Origin of the sequence: Ruminococcus sp. AF31-8BH (assembly GCF_003460605.1) — a bacterium.
GTDB lineage: Bacteria > Bacillota > Clostridia > Lachnospirales > Lachnospiraceae > Blautia_A > Blautia_A acetigignens.
In genome coordinates this window covers 155,620-180,183 of sequence record NZ_QTVN01000005.1, presented here as the reverse complement: position 1 = coordinate 180,183, position 24,564 = coordinate 155,620, and the positions used below count along the sequence as shown (strand labels likewise).

General features: G+C 44.9%; 20 protein-coding genes and 1 tRNA gene. 1 reads left to right on the top strand and 20 read right to left on the bottom strand.

The window, feature by feature from the left end; all coding sequences use genetic code 11:
* Positions 1 to 30: 30 nt before the first annotated feature.
* The 9 genes from DWZ38_RS08250 to fba form a co-directional block, all read right to left on the bottom strand.
* Positions 31 to 681 (bottom strand): restriction endonuclease, encoded by a 651-nt coding sequence (locus DWZ38_RS08250; RefSeq protein ID WP_021924343.1) that lies wholly within the window; start codon positions 679 to 681, stop codon positions 31 to 33.
* Positions 682 to 1,438: 757 nt separating this feature from the next.
* Positions 1,439 to 2,341 carry a radical SAM protein gene (locus DWZ38_RS08240; RefSeq protein WP_178105299.1) on the bottom strand — a complete coding sequence of 301 codons (903 nt, stop codon included), beginning with the start codon at positions 2,339 to 2,341 and terminating at the stop codon, positions 1,439 to 1,441.
* 4 nt (positions 2,342 to 2,345) lie between these two features.
* Positions 2,346 to 4,121 (bottom strand): sugar ABC transporter substrate-binding protein, encoded by a 1,776-nt coding sequence (locus tag DWZ38_RS08235; protein WP_117851530.1) that lies wholly within the window; start codon positions 4,119 to 4,121, stop codon positions 2,346 to 2,348.
* A 6-nt stretch (positions 4,122 to 4,127) separates the two neighbouring features.
* Entirely contained in the window at positions 4,128 to 6,014 is a 1,887-nt protein-coding gene (locus DWZ38_RS08230; protein WP_243000202.1) for a histidine kinase, read from the bottom strand.
* Positions 5,905 to 7,449 carry a response regulator gene (locus DWZ38_RS08225; RefSeq protein ID WP_117851527.1) on the bottom strand — a complete coding sequence of 515 codons (1,545 nt, stop codon included), beginning with the start codon at positions 7,447 to 7,449 and terminating at the stop codon, positions 5,905 to 5,907. The genes DWZ38_RS08230 and DWZ38_RS08225 overlap by 110 nt, the downstream gene beginning before the upstream one ends.
* A 149-nt stretch (positions 7,450 to 7,598) precedes the next feature.
* Entirely contained in the window at positions 7,599 to 8,435 is an 837-nt protein-coding gene (locus tag DWZ38_RS08220; protein WP_117851524.1) for a carbohydrate ABC transporter permease, read from the bottom strand.
* On the bottom strand, positions 8,435 to 9,289 hold the full coding sequence (locus DWZ38_RS08215) for a sugar ABC transporter permease (protein WP_117851522.1): 855 nt from the start codon (positions 9,287 to 9,289) through the stop codon (positions 8,435 to 8,437). The genes DWZ38_RS08220 and DWZ38_RS08215 overlap by 1 nt, the downstream gene beginning before the upstream one ends.
* A gap of 176 nt (positions 9,290 to 9,465) precedes the next feature.
* The gene (locus DWZ38_RS08210) at positions 9,466 to 10,743 is read right to left on the bottom strand and encodes an ABC transporter substrate-binding protein (RefSeq protein WP_021924352.1); all 1,278 of its coding nucleotides are present in this window, start codon (positions 10,741 to 10,743) and stop codon (positions 9,466 to 9,468) included.
* 318 nt (positions 10,744 to 11,061) lie between these two features.
* Entirely contained in the window at positions 11,062 to 11,931 is an 870-nt protein-coding gene (gene fba, locus DWZ38_RS08205; RefSeq protein WP_117851519.1) for a class II fructose-1,6-bisphosphate aldolase, read from the bottom strand.
* Positions 11,932 to 12,132: 201 nt separating this feature from the next.
* On the opposite strand from fba, the gene DWZ38_RS08200 reads away from it, so the two are divergent.
* Positions 12,133 to 12,214, top strand: a tRNA-Tyr gene (locus DWZ38_RS08200).
* Positions 12,215 to 12,324: 110 nt separating this feature from the next.
* On the opposite strand, the gene DWZ38_RS08195 is transcribed toward DWZ38_RS08200, so the two are convergent.
* The 11 genes from DWZ38_RS08195 to DWZ38_RS08140 all read right to left on the bottom strand — a co-directional run bounded on the left by DWZ38_RS08195 (position 12,325) and on the right by DWZ38_RS08140 (position 24,265).
* On the bottom strand, positions 12,325 to 13,509 hold the full coding sequence (locus DWZ38_RS08195; protein ID WP_117851517.1) for an MFS transporter: 1,185 nt from the start codon (positions 13,507 to 13,509) through the stop codon (positions 12,325 to 12,327).
* On the bottom strand, positions 13,509 to 15,647 hold the full coding sequence (locus tag DWZ38_RS08190; protein ID WP_117851515.1) for a glycoside hydrolase family 13 protein: 2,139 nt from the start codon (positions 15,645 to 15,647) through the stop codon (positions 13,509 to 13,511). The genes DWZ38_RS08195 and DWZ38_RS08190 overlap by 1 nt, the downstream gene beginning before the upstream one ends.
* A gap of 322 nt (positions 15,648 to 15,969) precedes the next feature.
* Positions 15,970 to 17,820 (bottom strand): ATP-dependent zinc metalloprotease FtsH, encoded by a 1,851-nt coding sequence (gene ftsH / locus DWZ38_RS08185; RefSeq protein WP_117851513.1) that lies wholly within the window; start codon positions 17,818 to 17,820, stop codon positions 15,970 to 15,972.
* Between the two features lie 16 nt (positions 17,821 to 17,836).
* Complete coding sequence (gene hpt, locus DWZ38_RS08180) at positions 17,837 to 18,364, bottom strand: hypoxanthine phosphoribosyltransferase (RefSeq protein WP_021926454.1); 528 nt, start codon at positions 18,362 to 18,364, stop codon at positions 17,837 to 17,839.
* Positions 18,357 to 19,796 (bottom strand): tRNA lysidine(34) synthetase TilS, encoded by a 1,440-nt coding sequence (tilS, locus tag DWZ38_RS08175; protein WP_117851511.1) that lies wholly within the window; start codon positions 19,794 to 19,796, stop codon positions 18,357 to 18,359. The genes hpt and tilS overlap by 8 nt, the downstream gene beginning before the upstream one ends.
* 27 nt (positions 19,797 to 19,823) lie before the next feature.
* Positions 19,824 to 21,314 (bottom strand): SpoIIE family protein phosphatase, encoded by a 1,491-nt coding sequence (locus DWZ38_RS08170; protein WP_117851509.1) that lies wholly within the window; start codon positions 21,312 to 21,314, stop codon positions 19,824 to 19,826.
* A 139-nt stretch (positions 21,315 to 21,453) separates the two neighbouring features.
* Positions 21,454 to 21,768, bottom strand: coding sequence for a septum formation initiator family protein (locus tag DWZ38_RS08165; protein ID WP_243000201.1), 315 nt, complete (start codon positions 21,766 to 21,768; stop codon positions 21,454 to 21,456).
* A 460-nt stretch (positions 21,769 to 22,228) separates the two neighbouring features.
* Complete coding sequence (yabP, locus tag DWZ38_RS08155) at positions 22,229 to 22,510, bottom strand: sporulation protein YabP (protein WP_021926450.1); 282 nt, start codon at positions 22,508 to 22,510, stop codon at positions 22,229 to 22,231.
* Between the two features lie 81 nt (positions 22,511 to 22,591).
* Entirely contained in the window at positions 22,592 to 22,831 is a 240-nt protein-coding gene (locus DWZ38_RS08150; protein WP_021926449.1) for an RNA-binding S4 domain-containing protein, read from the bottom strand.
* Positions 22,832 to 22,934: 103 nt separating this feature from the next.
* The gene (locus tag DWZ38_RS08145) at positions 22,935 to 23,210 is read right to left on the bottom strand and encodes an HU family DNA-binding protein (protein ID WP_117851504.1); all 276 of its coding nucleotides are present in this window, start codon (positions 23,208 to 23,210) and stop codon (positions 22,935 to 22,937) included.
* 71 nt (positions 23,211 to 23,281) lie between these two features.
* Positions 23,282 to 24,265: a CotS family spore coat protein gene (locus DWZ38_RS08140; protein ID WP_021925032.1), complete on the bottom strand. Its 984-nt coding sequence runs from the start codon at positions 24,263 to 24,265 to the stop codon at positions 23,282 to 23,284.
* Between the last annotated feature and the right edge of the window lie 299 nt (positions 24,266 to 24,564).

Sequence of the window (24,564 nt, the reverse complement as noted above, 5' to 3'; positions counted from 1 at the left end):
TTTATTTTATGTAGAACCCGTCGGAAATGTTTATGACTTGGGTTTCAGAAAATATACGTGGACAAAATAAATCAGTGCTGGAATCAGAAATACAAGATTGATTCCATTGACTGTAAAGCCAGAAAAAACAGGCGCTTTCAATGAAAAGCCAAGAAACAGGTACAAGGCGCCGCAAAGAGTGCTGGCTCCCCAGTTTCCAAATCCAAGCCAGCCAAGAATTCCTGCAAAGATCAGGCAGAATTCTCTGTAATACATAAGAAACTCTCGCTGGGAAAAGGGAAAGGCATTTCGAAGCAGGTAAAATCCCAGAATAATTTCCAGGATATTCATAATCCGCATCACCTCAAAAACCAGGCTGGTGCTTTTCAGAAGGGAGCAGTTTTCCCATAATTTCACATCTAATTTGTTGGCTGCGCTGATGGCCGCTTTGGTAAAGGTGCCGTTGGTCATAACAATGCAGCGGTCACAGTCGTAATATTTGCCACCGGCGTATACCTCCTGAACTGCCTTGTTTCCAACCGGATAGGAGTAGTATTTGCACTGGATCGCATACTTGGAAAAATGCTTGTAGGCGATGATGTCAACTCCCTGATCGCCGCTTTTCTTAGTGACTTCTACATGGTGAAAACCCTTTCTTCGCAGCATTTGTGCGCATCTGTGCTCATATTTATGTCCGTTCATCTGGTAAAATTCCTTTGTTTCGTGTATGTGTTTCGTGATTTTGTGCAAAAATATCTAAAATCGTTTCACTCTTTTTTCAAATGTATTTCACATTTTTGTCACATTTGTTTCGTATATTATTAACTGTAGAAAGCACCAAGTCTTTCTTAATTTAATATTTTTCTTTTTCATACGCGCCGGTGCGAAAGCACCGGCCTCCTTCCATTTCAGGAGAAATTTTCCACGTTTTTGATAAGATATTTCTATATTACTATATATCCATCAAAAAGTAAACGTTTGCTATCTCATTATTGTTTTAACAACCTTCTTGTTGCTTTGTATTGACATACCAGTATTTTTAAAATAGACTATTCTTACAGTAAATAAAAAGGTAAATCCAATAAGTGTTGGAAATATGACCCTCAATAACGACACAGAAATTACCCATTCTGTAGCACACTTGAGCGCTTAGTCACCGCTATTAGCAAGCTTCCCCAAGAGGGAGACATCAAAAAGTTGCAGGGAACTGACGGTTACCGTTTACGAGTTGGTGATTTTTGTGTAATATTTGATGTGAATGGAATTATTGTTGATATCATTGAAATTGGAAATCGCGGTCAGATTTATAAAGTCAGGATGAACTTTCCCCAGATGCACAGAGGCGTGTGCTCCTGGACTATGCTAAGAATAACAGAATCTTGCTGCTGCCAAATCTCAGGGACATCCTTACCTTGTGCCTGTGACACCTGGGCGGTTTTCTTATCTCATTAAATTCTTTTCATACCCCTTCATAATCAAACGCCGGAATAAAGCTCTCCTTGGCAGTTTCCCCGTCCTGGAAATAGCCGTTTTCGATACCAAGCGCAATCGCTCCGTCTAACACCTTCTCATATTCCCTTCTTGTCACCTTTCGGTTCAGTTCCTGGTATTTCTCCTGTTTGAAAACTGGCGTGTACTGGTTCATTACGCTGATAAAAATATCATTTCCGTAAGTCTCATGCAGTTCCTTCAGCACAGCCAGGGAATTTCTGGTATGTCCCGGCAGAATCAGGTGGCGGACAATGGTTCCCCTTCTGATATAGCCATCCTCCACGAACTGACAGGGGCCAGTCTGGCGAACCATCTCGGCAATGGCGGCACGGGCCTTCTGCGGATAATCCTCTGCATGGGAAAAAGCAGCGGCAAGCTTTTCATTCGCATATTTCATATCCGGCAGATAAACATCCACATATCCTTCCAGCAGCCGAAGGGTTTCCACATTTTCATATCCGCTGGAATTATACACTACCGGCAGCATCAATCCCTTTCTTCTGGCGATTTCCAGGGCGGAAATAATCTGCGGTACATAGTGAGCACCTGTCACCAGATTCAGATTCGCCGCCCCCTTTTGCTCCAGCTCCAGAAAAATATCTGCAAGCCGCTGCACCGTAATCTCTTTTCCGCTGTCCCCAATGGCAATGTCCCGGTTCTGACAGAAACAGCAGCGCAGTCCGCAGCCGGAAAAAAATACAGCTCCGGAGCCTTTTTTACCGGAAATACAGGGCTCCTCCCACATATGAAGAGCGGCACGGGCAGCTCTTATTCTACTGTCCATGCCGCAATAGCCGCGCATTCCCTCCAAACGGTTCACTTTGCATTCCCGAGGACACAAGGTACAATTCTCTAATAATTTCTCATACATCAGCTTATGAATTCTCCTCTCTGATCTTCTCAGTTAGTTCCTGTCCTCCCTGCGCATACCATTCCTGTACAAATGTATCAAAATAGTCCATAGGCTGCTCTCCCATAATCAGCTGAATAAACGCATTTTTTTCCAAAGAGGCTAGTATATTGGGAACTTCACCGTCAGACTCTTCCAGATACTGTCGCTGCAAAGGTTTATAGTTTCCATCTACAAGCACTCCCACAGCAGAAATCCTTGATTTATATGCAGCCCAATCCTCTGCTGTTACATCCTCGCCGCTTAAATATTTTATGCATGCACTGTAATAAGATTTTTCCAATGCGCTTAAATTGCTTTCCTTCTGTGTTCCTGCAATTACACGACGAATATCCTTTGTGACATTGTATATTGCTTCGTTGTAATCCACATTAATTACCAACGGACGGGCAGTAGGATCTACATTCAGGCCAAAGTAGCTGTTAATCTCATCTGCATTTTCCTTATCCTCAAAGCGGCTGTAATCAAACAGTACGCTGACAATCTTCATAATAATTTCGGGATGCTCATAGCCCTTGCGTACCACTACATATTTGTTATCTGAAAAAGAAGTATACACGTTATTTTTTTCCTGATAATCTGCGGTCAGATAATAGGGTTCCCAGTCAGCCTCAGGATCATTCTCAATTTCCTCCATAAGCGGATTGTTTGGAGTCCACCACAGTCCGAAAAATGCTCCGCATTTTCCTTCCACAACAAGATCCCTTAAATTATTCTGAGCCCGAAGCGCAAAATTCTCATCCAATATTCCTCTTTTGTATAATTCACGAAGATAAGCCAGGGCGGATTTCGTTTCCTTTGTCAGGGAACCATAAACGATTTCTCCGTTTTCATCCTTGATCCATCTTCTGGGATAAGCATAAAACTTCTCAAATACAGGCTCCACAGAATAATTCTGACTGGTTACAGAAACTAAATTCGTATCACATACCAGGCCTACAGGCTCTTCCCCTTCTTCAGCTCCCATTCTGTTTTCCTGGAAAGCCTGGATAATATCCATGGCTTCCTCAAAACTCTCCGGCTCCTCAAGACCAAGCTGCTCCATCCAATCCTTTCTAAGCCACAAAAGACATGGACCATGGTCAATCACAGCTTCCGGAAGTGCCATCAGTTTTCCGTCAAAGGTTCCGGCGCCAAGAAGCTGAGAACCATAGCTGTTGTACATAGCTTTAATCCTTGGAGAAGTACAGTTTGCATAAACCTCTGTCAAATCTTCAATAAGGTCATTTTCAACCAGATTATACAAAGTTTCCCTATCACAAACTACCAGCACATCAGGCAAAGTATGATCGTTAACCAGCACATTCACATAATCATTATAACGATCCTCCCGCTCCATATAGATACTCTGGTTCTGAACATTCAGAATTTCTTTTAAGTAGCGGGTATAAGCATTGTCTTCATAAGTATTTCCTTCCGGAAGGTTGGAATTATTAGCGCCGTTTAGCTGACCAAGAGTATAGGTTACAAGCTCTGGATATTTCCCATAAGCAGTGGTGGAAGCTTTTTCCCAGGAATTATCAGAATCTGCCTTCCCATTATCATCTGATGTGGTATCACTGACTGTGCTATTGGTATTACCGATTATTCCTTCGATATCCGAACTTTCTGCATTTTCTGCTTTTAGTTTCTCCCAGTGTTTCGATTTTTCATTTTCACTATTCTCAACTCCACAGCCTCCCAAAGAAAAGGCCATGGAAAAAGCAAGCCAAAAGGCAAGTATTCTTTTTTTATTCTTCATCTTCCATCACCGTTCCTTTTTGTTGGTCTGCAAGCTGTTATCCTCTGGACTTTGCAGAAACTTCTTGGCAGAAAATATTTCCTCATCTCTCGTTTCTTTATCTGCACTTTGACAGGGAATCCGCATTTCTACCCTGGTGCCTTGACCGATCTTACTATATATCCGGATTGCATACCTCTCTCCATAGAGAAGCAGCATTCTGTCATTTACATTCTTAAGTCCGTATCCGGAAACCGGATAGTTTACCAGCTTATCTGCCTCTTCCTGCTTCATTCCCGGACCATTGTCTTCCACTGCAAGAAGTACATCCTCTTTGTCCTTTACAAAGAACAGCTTCAGTATCTTCTCTCCATCTTCCTTCATGTCAAGGCCATGCTCCAGTGCATTCTCCACCACCGGCTGCAAAAGCAGCTTCGGTACAATATCTCCTTTTACCTCAGGATCAATTTCCCACATAACCTGAAACTCATTATCATGCATTACCAACTGAATATCAAGATACGCCTTGATATTCTGAATACAGTTATCAACTGTAACCATATCCTGCCCTTTACTTAGCGCAGTCCGATAAAACATGGATAAGGACAAGGTTACCTTACTGATTTCCTTCTGATGACTGCGGATTGCCATCCAGTTGATAATAGACAGGGAATTATAAAGAAAATGCGGATTGATCTGAGCTGTCAGGGCCTTAAGTTCAAACTCCTTCAACGCAATCTTATTTTCATAAACCTCATGGATCAGACGGTTGATTTCATCCATCATGCTTCGAAAGCTCCGGATCAGAAGTCCAATCTCATCATCTGCATCACTATCTACCGTAACCTCCCGGCTTCCCTGGTTTACACGGTTCATATTGTCTGTAAGTTCCTCGATCTTTCGGGTAAAAATCCTGGAAAAGGCAAGTCCCAGCACCAGAATGATTGTCAGGCAAACTGCAATCAGCGGAATCTCGCTCACCAGAATTCCGGAAACAGAGCTGTTAACTGCTGACTGCAGCTTATACAGGTAAAAATTCCATCCGCAAGATGCATTCCTGCGTTTTACAAAGGCATAATCCTTCTGTCCAGACTCCAGATTTTCACAGGAAACCAACGGCTCCGGCTCATTTGCTTTGGCATTTTCATCTATGAGCAATTCCTTCTGAAAAAGAACATTCCCATCTTCGTCCAGAATAATTCCGCCTGAACCTTCTGAAATAATGTTTTCAAAGGTTTGAAAAATTTTGTTGTAATCCAAGGTAATGCACAAAACTGCGGTCTGCTCTCTTCCCTGATAAATTCGCCTTACTGCTGCTATTTCCGGTCTTTCCCTGTCAACTACCCATTGAACGGAAACGTCCTCTTTCAGATGCTCATACCACCATTCTTTTTCTACCTCGCTTAAAGGCACAAGGGTATACTCATGACGCACCTTAATGCTTTCTGCAAAAAGCTGAATCTGCAGGATTGCATTATGATAGGATTTTGGTACGGTAAGAAGCGGATCTGCCACTTCCGTATATTTCTTATAGGCATAATAATTATCCATATTTTTCTCTGTAATCAGATCTTCGATATCAGGGGAATAGGTTAGATAATTCAAAAGACTGGAAAAAACTTCGATCTGACTGTCCACTCCCTCTCCTGTCTGCTCCAGGATGGAGGACATGTCCTCCATCTCTTTTTCATAGAGCAGGCTGCTCATACGGTCATGGCTGTACCATACCAGCAGGATCATGGGAGCCAGGCTTGCAGTCACAAGAAGAACAATTAATTTGTGACGATATTTCATATTCTGAAATTTACATTTTATTGCTTCCGTTACTCTCATCCTCTTCACCGGTTCCTTTCCGATAGGATTCCGGACTGCATCCATAATATTCTCTGAAGCTTCTGCAGAAATAGGAAACATTCGGAATTCCCACCTGTTCACTAACCTGCGCTACCTTCATATTGGATGAGCACAAAAGCTCCTTCGCCTTTTCCATGCGCACCACACGTATAAAACGGTTCAGGTTCATGCCAGTTTCTTTTTTGAAAATAAAGCTGAGGTAGCCGGATGACAGATACACCTTCTCTGCCAGAGTCTCCAGGCTTAAATCCTCTGCATAATGCTGATAGATATAATTTTTCACAGAAGCTACCTCATCTCTGGAACCGCTCATAGAGCGCTCCAGAAATTCCTCATACTTCTGAATATTCTCCTGTGTAATGGCAAGGATCTGTTTCAGATTCGTGCAGCTATACAGGCGTTCTACTTCATGATCCAGCTTGTACTCTTCTGAAAACTGATTTTCCTGAAACAGCTCCTGAATCACGTTTGAAAAAACAAATTTCACATACATAGCGGAAAAACGGGTGTCATTTTCGTATTTCTTTACCAGACATTCAAAATGCTTCTTCAGCTGATCTACATCCTTACGGGAAATATCCTCAGAAATTTTCTCCATTAATCTGGAATCCTGAGTTTCTGCACTTACCGGATGATTCTCATCTCCTTCATTTGTAAATACATGCATATCAGGATGATAAAATTTTTCTTCCATGGTCTGCTCCAGCTGAGACATAATCTCAGGAAGTGCTTCATGTCCCTCGAATCGGCTGCTTACTGCCAGGTGGAAGCTGCCGGGATATTTCTGCTTCAGAAGGTCATACAGATGTTTGGCAACCAGCTGATAGTCGCAGTACACATCGGAAAAGAACAGTACAGATTGTCTGGTATTCAGATTCAGATAAAAAAAGGTGCGATGCAGATCTTCCATAAGCTCCTTATCAATGCTATCTGATACTGTATCAAAAAAGGTTTTATCAGATTCTATAAGAATGGCACAATGCCACTGTTCCCAGCTAGATGCATCCAGAATATCTCCGGCCTTTTTCAGTACTTCTCCATTTCCGGAGTACAGATATGCCTGAAGGAAATACTGAAGAAGAAAATTCTTCTCTTTCTCAGCCTTCTGTTTCTGAGTTCTTCTGCTTGATATTTCAGCCTTCACCTTATCAATGGTCTTATGAAAGGTATCCGGATCCACAGGCTTTAATACATATTCCTTTACTCCATAGCGCATAGCCTCCTGAGCAAAGCCAAAATCACTGTATCCGCTGAAAATTACTATTGGAATCTCAGGATTTTCCTCACTTACTCTGGCAGCCAGCTCCAAGCCGTCCATATGAGGCATTTTAATATCAGTAAGAAGAAAATCTATTTCCTGACTGTGTATAATATTAAGCGCCTGTTTTCCATTGGATGCTTCCTGAATCTCATATTCTCCTTCTTCCATGGAAAGAAGAAATTTAATTCCCTCACGTTCGATTTTTTCATCGTCGGCAATTAAAACTCTATACATATATATTTTCTCCGATCTTAGTGAATATAAAGATAGCCCTCTGCATTACTGCAAAGAACTATCTTTATTTTATCATTCTGATGTCATATTGAAAAGAGAATTCTTCCCGAAAATATAATGAAAAAATCGTCTGTTTTCACAAATCCGAATCAGCCTTTTACGGCTCCTGCAACAACACCTTCAATAATATATTTCTGGCATACCAGATAAACAATAACGATTGGAATAATATCGATCATAATACTTGCCATCATAGGTCCCATCTGTACATGACCGTAGCTTCCACGGAAATACTGGATTGCCATTGGAATGGTCTTATATTTCTTAATATCCAGAACCAGAGTCGGCAAAAGATAATCATTCCATACCCACATTAATTCCAGAATTGCAGTGGAAATAATGGTTGGTTTCAAAATCGGGATCAGGATTTTAAAGAAAACCTGAAGTGGACTGCAGCCATCGATCATGGCAGCTTCCTCGATTTCAAGAGGACTTCCTTTTACAAATCCTGTAAACATAAATACAGCAAGTCCGGCACCAAAGCCAAGGTAAACGATACAGATAGTGTACGGGCTGTTCAGACGAAGTGTATCCGCTGTTTTTGCCAGCGTAAACATAACCATCTGGAACGGAACAACCATACTGAATACACAAAGGTAATACAGAACCTTGGAGAGTGTTCCGTTTACACGAACAATGTACCATGCGCACATGGAACAGCACAGTAAGATCAAAACAACAGACATTACAGAAATTACAAGGCTGTACCAGAAAGATTTCAGGAAATCCATCTGTGTAACGCTGGCAACAAAGTTCCGGATTCCATTCCAGGTTTCAGATGTAGGAAGCTGAAAAACGCCAGATGTAGTGATCGCAGATTCTATCTTCAATGAGTTAAATAAAATCATGACGATCGGATAAATCCAAATAATTGAAATAATCGTAAGGATTATGGTTGGAATAATACTTTTTTTCTTATCTGCCATTATGCCTGCACCTCCTTAGATGACGTTGAGCGAAGCTGGATCAAAGCGATTACCACAACCAGAACAAAGAACACAACTGCCTTTGCCTGACCAATGCCTTTCCACTGTGGGCCGCTTCGACCATAAAATGTATCGTAAATGTTCAGAGCCAGCAACTGGGACTTCTTTCCAGGATCTCCACCTGTAAGGGAAAGGTTCTGGTCGAACATCTTGAATCCGTTTGTAAGTGTAAGGAATGTACAAATTGTAACAGATGGCATAATCATCGGAATCTTAATCTTAAACAGAATCTGTGATGCCGTTGCACCATCAATCTGTGCTGCCTCAATAAGATCAGGTGATACGTTGTTCAGACCAGCCACATAGATGATCATCATATATCCAATCTGCTGCCACAACAGAAGGACTACCATTCCTATAAAACCATTTGTTGCAGACAGTTTCAGAAGAGGCTGTCCCCACATGGAAAGCAGACCGTTCAACAGTGTCTGCCAGATATAACCAAGTACAATACCACCGATCAGGTTTGGCATAAAGAATACGGTACGGAATGCATTCGTTCCTTTAAAGCCCTTTGTAAGAGCAAGTGCAATGGAGAATGCAAGCACGTTAATCAGAATACTTGATACAAATGCGAATACAACAGTCAGCCAGAATGCGTGACTGAAATCACCGCCGATCATAATTTTCTTATAGTTGGCAAGACCAACCCAAACTACATCTTTTACTGTAGTGAATTTACAAAATGAAAGGTAAATTCCCCAGATAAAAGGCCACAAAAAGCCGATAATAAATGCGGCAAATGTGGGTAATACAAATACAGGCCACCATTTTTTCAAAGATTTTCCTACCATCTTCGCTCCTCCTTTTCCTCTATAACACTATGAAACTATTTTCAGTGCTTTTTCCTTTCCAATAAAACAGGGAGGCAAGTTCACTGCCTCCCCACCCTGTTCACCATTCTATGATTCTGGAATGTCTTCCTACCATATTATCATATACTGTTGGAAAGATTTATTTATTACTTTGATTATTCAGAAAGAGCTTTCTCTGTTGCCCATCCGTCAACGAATGCAGATACAACATCATCCCACTCACCTGCACCAGCTGCATATGATGTAAGAGCAGTACCAAGACCATTCTTCCACTCTTCAGATGGCATTGTTGTGAAGTTCCATGATACTGGTGTAAGACCGGATTCTGTGTAAGCCTGATCCTGTTTTACAAATACGTTAGTAGGTTCTTCTGCTGTTTTGAAAGGAATTGTGAAGCCCATGTCTTCTCCCATAGCCTTTGTTCCTTCGTCAGAAGTTACACACCAGTTCATGAAATCAAGTGTTGCCTGAATGTCGTCCTCAGAAGCTTCTTTATTTACGCACCAGTAGTTCTCTGTACCGGTTGCAAGTCCTTCGTTTTCATCATCAACACCGAAGTAAATCGGAATCATAGCCAGCTCATCATCGCTGTATGTCTTGGACAGTTCGCCATACTCCCAGGAACCGTTCTGATAGAATACTGCATCACCGTTGATGAACTCGTTACGGGAATCATCTGCTGTCTTAGCGGAAAGATCTGCTCCATCGCAGGTTGAATCTGTGATGTAAAGATCAAATACAGCCTTGTAATTGTCAAGGTATGTTCCCTTAATAGCATCTGTATCATCGATACCGTCTGCTTTGTATTCATAATAGATTGGCAGGTTTGCAAGATGTGTTTTGAATCTCCAGTCAGAGGATCCATCCATACCAGCGCTTGTGAAAGCACCCTTTACACCCAGCTCATCTTTTCTTGCCTGGATATCATCAGCTACCTTCTTCAGATCTTCAAAGCTCTTGATATCATCTACAGTGTAACCAGCTTTTTCAAGTAAGGTCTTGTTTACGATCAGTCCGTAGGACTCGATTACGTATGCAATACCGTCAACTGCGTCACCGTCTTTTACAGTGTAGGAATCAGAGGTAAGCTGTGAATAAATATCAGTTCCGGACAGATCATAGCAGTAATCTTTCCAGTTCTTAAGTCCTACAGGTCCGTTTACCTGGAACAGTGTAGGAGCATCACTCTTAGCCATCTCAGACTGAAGTGTTGTCTCATACTGTCCGGAAGCTGCTGTAACAACGGTTACCGGAACGCCTGTCTCCTCTGTATATTTAGCAGCTAAGTTCTGCCAGGCTTCATCCTGCTCTGGTTTGAAGTTTAAGTAGTAAACCTTTCCTGCTGCGTCATCAGCCATAACTGGTAATGCCGGTACCATAGAAGCTGCCATAACTGCGCTAAGTCCCATTGCTGCGATTTTTCTCATCTTCATAATTCTTACTCTCCTTTTTTTAAGAATCTGTTTTCTTAAGCTGGTTATATAGTACTGTTTTTTGTATGAAAAAACCATGATAAAAATCCAAGAAACATGTTCATTTTTCAAGAGAGTAAATTTGGTACATGAAATTTTTGTCACAATCTGTCTAAAACGGACGGAAAATTTATTGGAGCATGGTTCTTTTAAACAAAAAGCCATGGCAGCTGGCCACGGACTTTCCTGCAGTTTTGTTATTTTGTTTTCAGTTCAAAAAAGGAGGACTGCAAAAGCAGTCCTCCTCTGGCTTTCCGCAGATGCGGAACAAAGTCATATTCAGGCTTTTCCAACGGATCCGAAGATCTCCATTTTCTCTTTAACAGTAGCTTTGATAGCCTCGAAGCCAGGTGCAAGAAGTTTACGTGGGTCATATCCTTTACCCTGCTCATCCTTGCCTTCCTCGATGTATTTACGTGTAGCTGCTGCGAAAGAAAGCTGGCACTCTGTGTTAACGTTGATCTTGGAAACTCCAAGGTCGATTGCTTTCTTGATCATGTCTGTAGGAATACCTGTACCACCGTGAAGTACTAACGGCATGTCCCCTGTAAGCTGCTGAATAGCATCCAGAGTCTCAAAGCTTAAGCCCTTCCAGTTAGCCGGATATTTACCATGGATGTTACCAATACCTGCTGCCAGGAAATCGATACCAAGATCAGCGATCATCTTGCATTCCTTAGGATCTGCGCACTCGCCCATACCTACAACGCCGTCTTCCTCTCCACCGATGGAGCCAACCTCTGCCTCGATAGACATTCCGTGCTCTCTTGTGATCTTAACCAGCTCTGTAGTCTTAGCAACGTTCTCTTCGATCGGGTAATGAGAACCGTCGAACATAATGGATGAGAATCCAGCCTCAACACATTTCAGGCATCCTTCATAGGAACCGTGATCCAGATGAAGAGCAACCGGAACAGTAATCTTCAGCTCTTCCATCATGCCTTTCACCATACCAACAACAGTCTTGTAACCAGTCATATACTTACCAGCACCCTCAGAAACACCCAGGATAACCGGGGAGTTCAGTTCCTGTGCTGTAAGCAGGATAGCCTTAGTCCACTCAAGGTTGTTGATGTTGAACTGACCAACTGCATAATGTCCAGCTTTTGCTTTTTTGAGCATCTCTGTTGCATTAACTAACTCATACATGATAAAATTCCTCCTATCTTTGGAAACACCTTAACTATTTCCATTGCTTGTAGTTTAGCAGATTTTTTTCAATTCGTCTAGCTATTTGCAAAAAAAATGGATTATTGATTGTTTTTTTCATTTCTAAGCAGCAAAAGGTGTAAAAAAAGAAAAAATAACTTGCAAAATATGCCGGGATTGTATATAATGGAACAGGTTCATGGATGGATTCCCGAGTGGCCAAAGGGGACAGACTGTAAATCTGCTGGCGATGCCTTCGAAGGTTCGAATCCTTCTCCATCCACTACGTATCTCCCGAATATAGTTCGGGAGATCTTTTTGTCTAATACCAAATCTTTTCATATAGAAAAAACTCTGGAACATATCGCCATACATTCCAGAGTCCTTTCACCTTTATGCTTTCTTTCTTAATTTCGAGATCATTTCCACTCCCACGATCAGCAGAACCGGAAATACCAGAGCTGCGAAAATACCGGTTTTCAGGTTATCGTGAAATCTGCTGGAGATCATTCCCACGTAGGTAGGTCCTGAGGAGCATCCCAGGTCACCGGCCAGGGCAAGAAGTGCAAACAGCGCTGTACCGCCCCTTTTCATGGCAGCGGATGCCATACTGAAGGTGCCCGGCCACATAATTCCAACGGAGAGGCCACAAAGCGCACAGCCCAGGAATCCAAGTGCCGGAATAGGAATAAATGCAATCATCAGGTAGGATACAATGCAAAGAGCCGCGCTCCACTGCATAAATCTCTCAAGATTAATCTTGTCCCCGAATTTTCCGTAAAAAGCTCTGGAGCATCCCATCAGCGCCGCAAAGGACAGGGGACCTGCCAGATCTCCCACTGTTTTACTGAAGCCAAAGCCTTTCTCTGCAAGGGCAGATGCCCACTGGCTCACCGCCTGCTCGCTGGCACCGGCACACAGCATCATAAGCATCAGCACCCAGAAAATTTTCATGCTGAACAGCTCTTTCATGGACATTCCCTTCTCTCCCTCTTCCAGAAGGGACGCCATGGGAACCCGTGTAAAGACCGCTGCGTTGCAAAGAGGGACAATGGCCCAGATCACAGCCAGGATCTTCCAGTTGGAAATTCCAAATACAGTAAAAAACAGGGTGGAAACAAGCACAACGCCCACATGTCCCCAGCAGTAAAAGGAATGCAGAAGACTCATAGCCTTCTCCTTATTATCTGTAGGGCATGCCTCCACAACCGGGCTTACCAGCACCTCCAGAAGTCCGCCGCCAGCTGCATACACCAGCACAGCCAGAAACAGGCCCACAAAGGGATCACTCATAACCTCTGGCAAAATGGTAAGCAAAATAAGTCCCAAAGCTGCCAGCAAATGTGCCAAAATCATAGATGCCCGATAACCAATCCGGTCCACAAACCCAATGGACACCAGGTCAATGATCAGCTGCAGACCGAAATTAAAAGTAACCAGCAAGGTAATCTTCTCCAGGGAAATCCCATAAGTCCCCTGAAAAGTCAGAAACAGCAGCGGCACAAAATTATTTACAATCGCCTGCACCACATACCCCACGAAACAGGCCTGCAGAGTTCTGTTATAATTCTCTTTCATCAATTTTCCTCTTCCACAAAAATCGTAGGATTCTCGCATTTATGATACAGCACCATTGCACCAAACGCAGGCATTGGCACTTTGATCACGCCGGCTTTGGCGGTGTATTCGTATTCCTCGGTTGTGTATCCATCCCTGTAGGACAGCATGATTCTTTTCAGCACAGAATCGCGGAGTCTGCTGATTCCGGTCTTCCATACTTCGATTTCTACCTCGCGGTCCTCATTCCGGTTGTTTAAGATCACGATCATTCTCTCATCATGGGAAAATCTTCCGAAGCAAAGTCCCTGATAATCGTTCCACAGGAACACTAAGGAGCCGTTGCTGAGGAATCCGTATTCTTTATGGATCTTGATCATATCCCTGTGGAATGCAATCATCATCTGATCCTCATGTCCCCACGGATAAGTTCTTCTGTTATCCGGATCGGTAAATCCACAGACGCCAGCCTCATCTCCATAATAAACAGTAGGCGCACCCGGCCAGGTCATCTGTACCACAACGCCTTCACGCATCACTGCCGGATTTATATTCTGGGAAGCAGCCTCCGCTCCTGCATAGGAAATTCGTCCTACCCTGCGGTTGGTTCTGGTCAGGAATCTGGAATGGTCATGGTTGGAAAGCTCATTCATGGAAGTATAAAGGGCGGACATATGAAGGGCTCGCATATGAGTCTTCATAGCCCCGATAAAGGCATCACTGTTTCCATAAAGGTCATCCCTGCACTCATCACTGTGCTTCTCCATACCGGTCAGGAACCAGGTCAGCGGCTCCATAAATGCGTCATAGTTCATGACCGTATCCCACTCATCACCCTGCAGCCAGCTCTCCGGGTTGCCGTAATGCTCAGCCAGAATAATGGCATTGGGGTTGGCATCCTTCACAGCCTTGCGGAAATCCTTCCAGAACTGGTGGTTAAACTCATTGCTGTGTCCAAGGTCTGCTGCCACATCCAGTCTCCATCCGTCTACATTGTACGGAGCGGAAACCCATTTTTTGCCAATCTCAAGGATCTTGTCGTAAAGCTCTCTGGAAGCCTCATAGTTCAGCTTCGGCAGTGTATCATGGGTCCACCAGCCATCGTAGGTTGGGTTATACGGCCAGCGGTTCTCATCATAGAAATTAAAATAGTATCTGTAGGGGCTGTCTGCAGAAATATAAGCACCCTTTGGATATCCCTCCTGGTTCTCATAGATCCGCTCTCTGTCCATCCATTTATTGAAAGAGCCACAGTGATTAAATACACCATCCAGGATCACCTTCATGCCGCGTTTATGAATCTCATCTACCAGATGGGCAAACAGTTCATTGCTGGCTTCCAGATTCTTCTTATCTGTCACACGCTTGATAAACTTCTGCGCATGTGCATTCTCGCGGTCCCCTTCATTCAGAAGCCCACCCTCTATATCCTCCACGATCTTGCCGTAATGAGGATCCACGTACTCATAATCCTGAATATCATACTTGTGGTTGCTTGGGGAAACGAAGATCGGGTTCAGATAAATAACATCCACGCCCAAATCCTGAAGGTAATCCAGCTTATCCAGAATACCCTGCAGGTCTCCGCCGTAGAACTCTCTTACGCCCATAACTGCCGGAACCTTGCCCCAGTTACGGACTCTTGATGTGGTATCTCCAATATAGAAATACTCCCTGTCCTCCACATCATTGGACGGGTCTCCGTTATAGAAACGATCCACAAAAATCTGGTACATAACCGCACCCTTGGCCCACTCCGGTGTATCATAATCCGGATAAATCTCGAACTCCAGTCGTTCCTCCGGGTTCATGGAAACACCCTGGTAATTATAATAACAGGTCACCCATCCATAGGTGATCTCAAAATGGTAGCGGACGATCTCCTCTCCCATAATAATAGAAGTCTCATAATAATCAAATCCGTTTGACTTAGCTACACGCTCCATCTGCTGGCGCTTGCCGTCGTATACCAGATAAACCATATCTACATTATTTCGCTTGGTACGGAAACGGATCCTTACTTTCTCTCCTGCCTTAGGGTTTGACGGACAGCGGTAATAATCAGAACCATCGCTAAACAATGCCTCTGTGTTCAAAATCGGTCTCATATTCAAGATATACTGCATTTTTTTCATTACATCTGCATTATTACGCTCCATAACGTCCCTCTTTCATTCTGCACTCATTCATTCTGCATTTATTTTAACTGAAATTCCTGTTTTCCACAACAGTTAAAATTCGGCTTATCCTCCAAACTTCCGTTTATGTTCAAGGCGTTTTCACCAAAGTTTTTGATCTAGCCCCTATACGTAAAAAAGACAGCCGATGAAAGCTGTCTTTTTTGGAGAAGGTATTTCTTCTTATGGGGTGTAGCAAAAACTATATAATGTATTGGGGGGTTTTTACGATGTATATAGTACCATGCGGCAACGAAAAAGTGTGCACAAACTTCACAAAAATTGATATTATTTTTTGTGCATGTTATATACTCTCGTTGTTTTCACCCTGATTTTCCATTGTAAAAAGTGCTTCAAACTCTTCCCGATGTACTTTTTCCTTCTCGAGAAGAAGCTTCGCACAGCCATGAAGAACGTCCATATGCTGGGAAATAATCTTCACAGCATTCTCATGGCATTCCTCAATAATACGGTGGATCTCACTGTCAATGGCCTTGGCCACATCCTCGCTGTATCCGCGGGTATGGGCAAGATCCCTGCCGATAAATACCTCATCATCGTCGTCTCCATAGGAGATCAGACCAATCTTATCAGACATGCCGTACTTGGTCACCATAGCTCTGGCCTCGCTGGTAGCACGCTTGATATCATTGGAAGCACCTGTTGTAATGTCCCCGAAAATCAGCTCCTCTGCCACGCGGCCTCCAAGGAGGGTGGTAATATCCTGGAGCATTTTGCCCTTGGTGTTGAACATCTCATCATTCTCAGGAAGAGGCATGGTATATCCCGCAGCGCCCATTCCGGTAGGAATAATGGAAATGGTATAAACAGGCTCCATATCCGGCAACACATGGAATAAGATTGCATGGCCTGCTTCGTGATAAGCAGTGATGCGCTTCTCTTTCTCAGAGATCACCTTGCTCTTCTTCTCAGCTCCGATGCCGACCTTGATAAAACTGTTCTTAATATCCTTCTGGCGGATAAAAGAATGGCCTTTCTTTGCAGCTGCAATGGCAGCCTCATTCATCAGGTTCTCCAGATCAGCGCCGGTAAAGCCAGCAGTAGTCTGGGCGATCTGCTTCAGATCCACATCCTCTCCAAGAGGCTTATCCTTGGCATGAACCCGAAGAATCTCCTCACGGCCTTTAATATCCGGACGTCCCACTCCAACCTTACGGTCAAATCTTCCTGGACGGAGAATAGCCGGATCCAGAATATCCACACGGTTGGTGGCAGCCATTACAATGATTCCCTCATTCACGCCGAAACCATCCATCTCTACCAGAAGCTGGTTCAGGGTCTGCTCTCTCTCATCATGGCCGCCGCCCATTCCGGTACCACGCTGTCTTGCCACAGCATCGATCTCATCAATGAAAATAATACATGGTGCATGGCGCTTGCCTTCCTCAAAAAGGTCTCGCACACGGGATGCACCTACACCGACAAACATTTCCACAAAGTCAGATCCGGAAATGGAGAAGAAAGGAACTCCTGCTTCCCCTGCAACCGCCTTGGCAAGAAGAGTCTTACCGGTACCTGGAGGGCCTACAAGGATTACGCCCTTGGGGATTCTAGCACCCACTCTGGTATACTTCTGTGGATCCTTCAGGAAATCTACAACCTCCTTCAGTTCCTCCTTCTCTTCCTCAAGACCGGCAACATTCTGGAAGGTAACCTTCTTGTCATCCGGCATGGACATTCTTGCACGGCTTTTGCCGAAATTCATCATCTTGGCATTGGTACCGCCGCCACCGCCTGACATCTGGCGGTTCATCATCATCATGAGAAAAATAATGAGACCGCAGGTAAGGAGCACCGGAAATACAGAGGTGAGAAATACGCTCTGCTTGGGTACATCCTCAATAGCGGGATCCAGCCCGTTCTCACGGAGAAGCTGCTCTGCCTCACTTACATCTGCCACATAAATACGCTTCTGTCCTTCGTCCTTGATGCTTGCGATCACAGAACCTGTAGGAACCTCACTGTTCTGGTGGATCACGGCATCATTCACCTTGCCGTCTTCCAGGGCCTGCTCAAGCTGTCCCAGAGTATAGTCGCTCTGAGTCTGCACCTGATTGTTCAGATACAGATACCCTGCAATCAAAGCTACGATCAGAACAAGATACAAGCCGATTCTGCCTGACTGCTTATTCACTTGTATAATTCTCCTTTCATTCGAACTCTACCACACCGATGTATGGCAGATTTCTGTATTTCTGGGCATAGTCAAGACCATAGCCCACAACAAACTCATCCGGAATATTGAAGCAGCAGTAATCCACATCAACGCCCTCAACCACTCTGCGGTCCGGCTTGTCAAGCAGGGTACAGAGCTTCACGCTGTTGGGGTTACGTCTCTTCAGAACATCCAGCAGATAGCTTAAGGTTCTTCCGGAATCAATAATATCCTCTACAACCAGAACTTCTTTATCCTCAAGAGGCTGATCCAGATCCTTGACGATCTTGACAACTCCGCTTGATTTGGTGTCGTCTCCGTAGCTGGAAACAGACATGAAATCAAGAGTTACCGGTACTGTGATTCTCTTAGCCAGCTCGCACATGAAAAATACACCGCCCTTAAGAACACAGATCATGTGAATTTCTTTGCCCTTGTACGCTTCGCTGATCTGGGCAGCAACCTCGCAGATACGTTTTTCTACTGTTTCCTCATCCAGTAAAACCCTAATTTTCTCACTCATGATTATCTTTTCCTCCTTGGTATTGTATTTCCAATATTCTCCTGGTTCTGGGAGTAATCTTATAGTTCTCGTTAATTCTGCCTCCCACCACCCACAAAACCTCAGATCCGGCCACCAGAAGGGGAATCTTATCTCTTTCTTCTGATGGAATCTTCTCATCTATGAAATAGCGGTTCAGCTTCTTATGGCTTCCCGCCTCATCCACGATCAGAAAATCCCCCGGCCTGCGGGTTCGGATGGACAATTCCTGTTTTATTCTATCATAATCCAGCCATTTCGTATATGCTTTTTCTTCAATCTTCTGGCCCTGATTTAAAATTATTTGGGTAAAAAATGGATTTTCCCTGAAAAAAGTTCTCCCCGGGATCAAAAGCTCCTGCATTTCCGTTGTTTCCAACTGCCTGCTTTCCATCTTTCCAATGAAAATGCCGCCGTAGGTGCGCTGGGCCTTCAGGCCGTAGGGCAGGCTGATCTGCCTTCCCACCTGAAGCGCCAGAAGCCCGGCAGTACTTTTTATATGAACGGCTGTAAAATCCTTTCGCCTGCCTGCCAGCTGCTCAAACACCCCTAACACGCCATAGGAAGACACAACAGGCTCTTTTTGCCAGAATTCTTCCGAAAGAAGCATCCCGTTCTCCCGCTTCTGTCCGTATTTTTCCACCAGAAGAGCGCCCTGGCGGGATAAGTATTCCTCAGCCTGCGCCGCCAGCTGGGCCGTCTCTGCCATATGGCGGATGCTTCCCTGGTTGATCTCATTTTCCAGAAGGGGAAGAATCCTGTGACGGATACGGTTCCGGGTGTATTCCTCTGTCAGGTTGGTACTGTCTGTAATATAAGGTATATGCTCTTCCATTAAATAATTGACAATTTCCTGCTTGTTTAAACACAAAACAGGGCGGATAATGCCATCTCTTACCGGCAAAATCCCCGCCAGCCCTTTCAGCCCGGTTCCCCGGCAGAGATTGTGAATGAGAGTCTCCGCCGCATCGTTCTCATTGTGGGCAAGGGCAATACGGTATTCCAGAGGATTTGCGCCGTCTTCCAGCTTCCTGGAAACAGCTTCTCCCTGCAATTCCCTAAAGTCCTGTTTCGCCCGGGCAAAAGCTTCCTGTCTTACTTTTCTCCCTGTCTCTTCGGTTCCCATCTTCCATTTCTTTGAAAGCTCCAGAACTGGATAATGATAGGACAAAAAAGGAATTCCCCAGCTGCGGCAGGTGTCCTGCACAAGAGCTTCATCCCGGTCTGCCTCCTCCCCGCGGATTCCATGATGTACGTGTACCGCGCACAGGGAAAAAGGAACTTCCTGGCTGTACTTTCTTAACATGTCCAGCATTGCCATGGAATCTCCGCCGCCGGACACACCTGCCAGAACCACATCCCCGTGGTTTATCATATGATGTTCTTCAATATAAGACTTTACTTTATGATACATGATGTACCTGACTTTCCTTTATGCTTCTTACTTCTTCCACATTCCCGCTACCAGAACGGTCATGTCATCTCTTGCGCAGTAATCGCTGTACCCAAGCACCCTCTCCAGAATACTCCTGCTCATCTCCCTTGGCGTCTCCTCGTGGATGTCCATAATGATCTCCTTCATGGTCTCTTCCTCCCGCTCCGGCGGCAGCGCATCCAGCACGCCATCTGTCATCATGATCAGATAATCCCCGTGATACAGCTTCCTTGAGGAGGTCTCGAAATCCACCTGCTGCATCAGCCCTGCTGCCAGACTCTCAGAAGAGATGGCTTCCACCCAGTGATCCCTTTTGATAAAGGTGGCGCAGGCACCTGCCTTCAGGAAATTGCAGATTCCGGTGTACAGATCCACTGCACAGATATCTACTGTAGAAAACATGCCGTCCTGTCCCTTCATCACAAGAGCAGAATTTACCATTTTCGCAGCAGTCTCCTGGGAAAAGCCGGATTCCAGAAACTGTTCCAGCAGTTCTACCACTTTCTCGCTCTCTCTGCTGGCCTCCACCCCAGAGCCCATGCCATCCGAAAGGCACATGACAAACCGCCCGGCTTCTTCCTGCCGGCAAATATAATTGTCTCCGGAAACATTCTCCTGCTCCTTGGTCAGCTTGGCCACTCCGTAAAGCACCTGGTAGCTTACGTCCTCCACAAAATGAACGGTGTGAAATTCCCCGTTCACGATCCGTCTGCCTCCCCTGGCTGCCGCCATTGGCGTACCGAATTCCCTGGACAAAAGCTGAGCCACCTCATTGACGGAAATACATTGTCCGCTCCTTGCCCGCATGGTCAGAAAGATCTGTCTTCTTCCTTCCACCTTATCCATAACCCAGACCTGCTTTACCACAATGTGGCGCTTCCGAAGAAGCTTCTGCAGATCCAGCATCAGGGAGGGCTCAGCCAGGGAAATGTCGTACAAATCATCTGCCACCATGTCCATGATCCTGGACATTTCCTGCAGCTGCTGTGCCACAGCAAGGCGGCTCTCGATCATCCGGTTGTCCCAGATCAGCCGCTGCCTTTCCCTTTGGAAGCCTTCCTTTAAAGCTTCATAATACTGTACAAAGCGGCTGCATACGCTCATCCAGTCGCTCTTTTTCTCCTGTATGTCCTGGGGATCTCCCGCTTCCATGGAGCGGAGCATCCGTTCCGTCCCCCGGTACATTTCCTGTGACTGGCTGCCCCAGCAGATTTCCCGCTGATAGCAGTGACTGCACACATTCTCACAGGCTTCCCGGATAATGGAATCCACCTGCCCGCTGCTTAAGTAATCCTTCCTGTAGGGAAGTCCGTAAAAGCTGTCTGCAAGCTTCCGAAAGGACGCCGCATACCGCTCTACCTTCTCCTTCTGGGGATTTTTCTCCTGCTCAGGCTGCTCTGCCTTCCTGAAACTTCTTCCCCGGAAAAAAGTTTTTGCCATGTCCCGCAGCACCAGCAGCACACTGATCACGAGCATGGCAATCATCCATTCCTGCATATTCTCCCCTCCCCCTGTACAGCCTTATGCCTATTATAGGGGAGCGGTATGAAAATATATGTCAAACACAGACGAACACTTTCAAAAAGTTTTCGTCAGAAAATCCTATCCTTCGTTCCTTCTCTTATGCGGCAGCGGATCAGTTCGCCTCCTGGAAAATAATCTCATTGTCCTTCACAAGGCCTAACTTCTCTCTGGCAGCCTGCTCTGCATATTCATCCGTCTGCATGTATTCCTTCAGTTCCTTGATCTCCTCCGTGCGGGCCTGCTCTTCCTCCAGCTGCTGGGACAGCGCCTCAGCCCTGGTCTCATATCCGGCGAGAGATTCCTTAAGGTCACGGCTCTGCACCATAAGAGACAGAAGCAGTACCAGAACGATCAGAGAAATCCCAAACATTCCAAGCTGATTATACCCTATTGTCTTTTTTCTTTGTTTTTTCCCTGATTTTCCCAACTTTCCTGCCTTTCTTCGTCTGCAAGGGATTTCTGGTACTATTTTTGTACCGATTTGCAGATTGTCTAGCCAAAATTTTACAACTTTTCCCCCAAAATAGCAACCTGTTTGAAAGCTTTTTTGAAAATTTTTTCATAAATCTGACAGGTATTTCCAGGATTTTGTAACAGATCAGCTCGAATGCTGATGCTAAGGTCAGATATGTAAAAAAGGCACCGGACAACAGCCCGAAAAACAGAAAATTCCGGAGAATGCCCTGGTTGGTCTGATAGATTCTAGCAAAAACAAGCATGGTCAGGACCAGCCAGTACAGAATGTCAAAAAGCCCTGAAGACGCCGAACTGCGGGAAAAAAGCCGCCTTATGACGCGGATCAGACGGTAGAATAAAAGAAGTCCGGCTCCCAGCACAAAGGACTGCAAAAAAAGCCAGATCTCATACTGAATATAGGTGCTCATCCTTTAGCGGAACATCCTTTTAAGCAGAGGTTCTTCTTTTCGCACAGAATCTTTTGATAAATAGACAAGAGAATCCACATGTCCGGCAAGAGCAGCTTCTCCTTTTTCCAGGTTCAGTCCTTTTACATGAAGCTGGCTGCCCCGAATCTGCAGCCTTCCGTCAGCAGTCTGAAGGAGGATTTCTTTCTCATCGAAAGATACCACGTCCTTCACCCCTGTGACAAATGCTTCCTTCCTGTTATCCAGCGTCAGCCTGTGGGATGTATTTACTGATTTCTCTTCCAAATCCCTCTCTCCCGAATATGTGGGTTCAATGATAATCTATGTGCTTCCTGGGGAAAATATGCCTTACCCCCGGCGAGCCTTTTAAATATAACGGTAAAGATTCTCCACTTCTTCTTTCTTTACCGTTTCCTTCACATCCAGCACTTCCACCTTCACATTGCGGCTTCCAAACTGGATTTCGATGGTATCGCCGGTCTTCACCTGCACGGAAGCCTTGGCCGGCTTGTCATTTACCAGCACTCTTCCTGCATCGCAGGCCTCATTGGCCACTGTCCGTCTCTTGATCAGGCGGGATACTTTCAAAAATTTATCTAATCTCATAATTTACTCCTGTTTCTTATACGACCCGTTCACATGTTCTTTGTCACGCAGGGACAAAAAAAGAGGGAACCGAAAAAGTTCCCCCTGGCAAAAGCCTCCGCTATTATGCGTTTACCATATCCTTTAAAGCTTTTCCAGCTTTGAATTTCGGAGCCTTGGAAGCTTCAATCTTCATGGTCTCACCAGTCTGAGGATTTCTTCCCTCTCTGGCAGCTCTCTCGCTGACTTCGAATGTACCAAAGCCAACTAACTGAACTTTCTCACCTTTTTTCAGTTCTTCAGATACAACGTCGATGAATGATTTTAAAACAGCTTCAACGTCCTTTTTGGACAGATTAGTTTCTTTCGCCATAGCTGCTACTAATTCAGTCTTATTCATGGTGTTTCCTCCTCTAATAATTCTTCTATCTATATATATACCTTTTGCCCTGTATTGTCAAGGTTTTTGCATCAGAAAGGGTACTTTCCAAAGCATTTTTCGGGGAAATCTCCCCATATTTCCTTCTGGGCAATTACCTTGGTCAGCTTCTCTGTATTCTTCCCGGAAATCCACGCTTTATTATGGGAAAAGTAGTAATTTGCCAGTTTCCAGTACTTTTCTGGGTAGGTAAAGCGAATCATCAGGTTCTGCCACTGGGCTCTGGAAATTGGATGGATCTGGTGGTATTTTTCCAGCATCTGGCGGGCAAGGATCACATCCCAACTGTATTTTTCCAGAATTTTCCGCATGAAGCAGTACAGGTCGCTGATCTGGATATCAAAGCAGAAATGTCCGAAGTTGGCGGCGGCTGTTCCATCTCTTCTGAAAAAAACGTTGTGCTGGTTGTACTCTCCATGGCAGACGCAGCCCTCTTTCAGTGCTTCTTCCCGAAGGGCAGCATAGTCAGACTGCTGCAGAAGATTCAGCGCCTTTTCCCCTTTTTCCAGAAACCACTGGACGCTTCCTAAGAATTCCTTTTCGAATAAGGCACTGGCTCCTTTTTTGCGGATAAACTTGCGGATTTTGCGGATCTCACAGTTGTGCTTCTGGTATTCCTCCTCTAAGGAGCGCTCCACGTAGGCTTCCTCCACCGGCATTTTCATGGATTTATGTAGCTTTGCAAGCATCTGCACGCTTCTGAAAATGTCTTCCCGGGATTTGGTGTCGCATTCCCTGCCTTCAAACCAGTTCTGAATGGTATAGGGAATGTTGTCCTTATCTTTGGTGATCAGAGAACCGGTCTGGTTCTCCAGGAAGGTATCCACCTGGCAGCCCTCTTTGGCAAGCTTTTGAAGCAGCTCCTGCTGAAACTGCAGTTTTTTTTCCGAGCCGTGAAATTGTTTCAGGATCAGAAGTCCCTGGTCTGTGCGGCATACAAGTGCACCGCGGGTCCGAGACGCAGACTGGGCTGTGATCCCGTATTGCGTCAGGGTGCTAAGACCATAATCATACAATAAAAATCCCCCCGTTGCTCACAAATCGGACATGTCGCCTGCCGGCGACATCACCATATATGAAAGTCAGCTGTTCCGCGCCTATGGGCGCTCCCACAGCTGCCGACCGCATTCGTAATCCGGGCTATCGCCCTACTTACTCATACGGTCTAGCCCATCCGATATCCAAGAATTCGCTCATGCAAAGCATGGCTCATTCTTGGCTGCCGTCTGGGACTTTCATAGTACATCAGATACCTTCTATCTTATGAGGGGGAGGGATTCGATATTCTAAAATGCAGTGGGGCCAGGTGCCAAAA

Bases quoted from the DNA above. Each gene is read 5' to 3' on its own strand.
- DWZ38_RS08170 (WP_117851509.1), bottom strand. From the start codon at position 21,314: ATGCAGGAATGGATGATTGCCATGCTCGTGATCAGTGTGCTGCTGGTG.
- DWZ38_RS08240 (WP_178105299.1), bottom strand. From the start codon at position 2,341: ATGTATGAGAAATTATTAGAGAATTGTACCTTGTGTCCTCGGGAATGC.
- DWZ38_RS08225 (WP_117851527.1), bottom strand. From the start codon at position 7,449: ATGTATAGAGTTTTAATTGCCGACGATGAAAAAATCGAACGTGAGGGA.
- DWZ38_RS08235 (WP_117851530.1), bottom strand. From the start codon at position 4,121: ATGAAGAATAAAAAAAGAATACTTGCCTTTTGGCTTGCTTTTTCCATG.
- DWZ38_RS08210 (WP_021924352.1), bottom strand. From the start codon at position 10,743: ATGAAGATGAGAAAAATCGCAGCAATGGGACTTAGCGCAGTTATGGCA.
- DWZ38_RS08220 (WP_117851524.1), bottom strand. From the start codon at position 8,435: ATGGCAGATAAGAAAAAAAGTATTATTCCAACCATAATCCTTACGATT.
- DWZ38_RS08215 (WP_117851522.1), bottom strand. From the start codon at position 9,289: ATGGTAGGAAAATCTTTGAAAAAATGGTGGCCTGTATTTGTATTACCC.
- DWZ38_RS08195 (WP_117851517.1), bottom strand. From the start codon at position 13,509: ATGAAAGAGAATTATAACAGAACTCTGCAGGCCTGTTTCGTGGGGTAT.
- fba (WP_117851519.1), bottom strand. From the start codon at position 11,931: ATGTATGAGTTAGTTAATGCAACAGAGATGCTCAAAAAAGCAAAAGCT.
- DWZ38_RS08230 (WP_243000202.1), bottom strand. From the start codon at position 6,014: ATGTTTCCTATTTCTGCAGAAGCTTCAGAGAATATTATGGATGCAGTC.
- DWZ38_RS08145 (WP_117851504.1), bottom strand. From the start codon at position 23,210: ATGAATAAGACTGAATTAGTAGCAGCTATGGCGAAAGAAACTAATCTG.
- tilS (WP_117851511.1), bottom strand. From the start codon at position 19,796: ATGTATCATAAAGTAAAGTCTTATATTGAAGAACATCATATGATAAAC.
- hpt (WP_021926454.1), bottom strand. From the start codon at position 18,364: ATGAGTGAGAAAATTAGGGTTTTACTGGATGAGGAAACAGTAGAAAAA.
- DWZ38_RS08190 (WP_117851515.1), bottom strand. From the start codon at position 15,647: ATGGAGCGTAATAATGCAGATGTAATGAAAAAAATGCAGTATATCTTG.
- DWZ38_RS08150 (WP_021926449.1), bottom strand. From the start codon at position 22,831: ATGAGATTAGATAAATTTTTGAAAGTATCCCGCCTGATCAAGAGACGG.
- DWZ38_RS08250 (WP_021924343.1), bottom strand. From the start codon at position 681: ATGAACGGACATAAATATGAGCACAGATGCGCACAAATGCTGCGAAGA.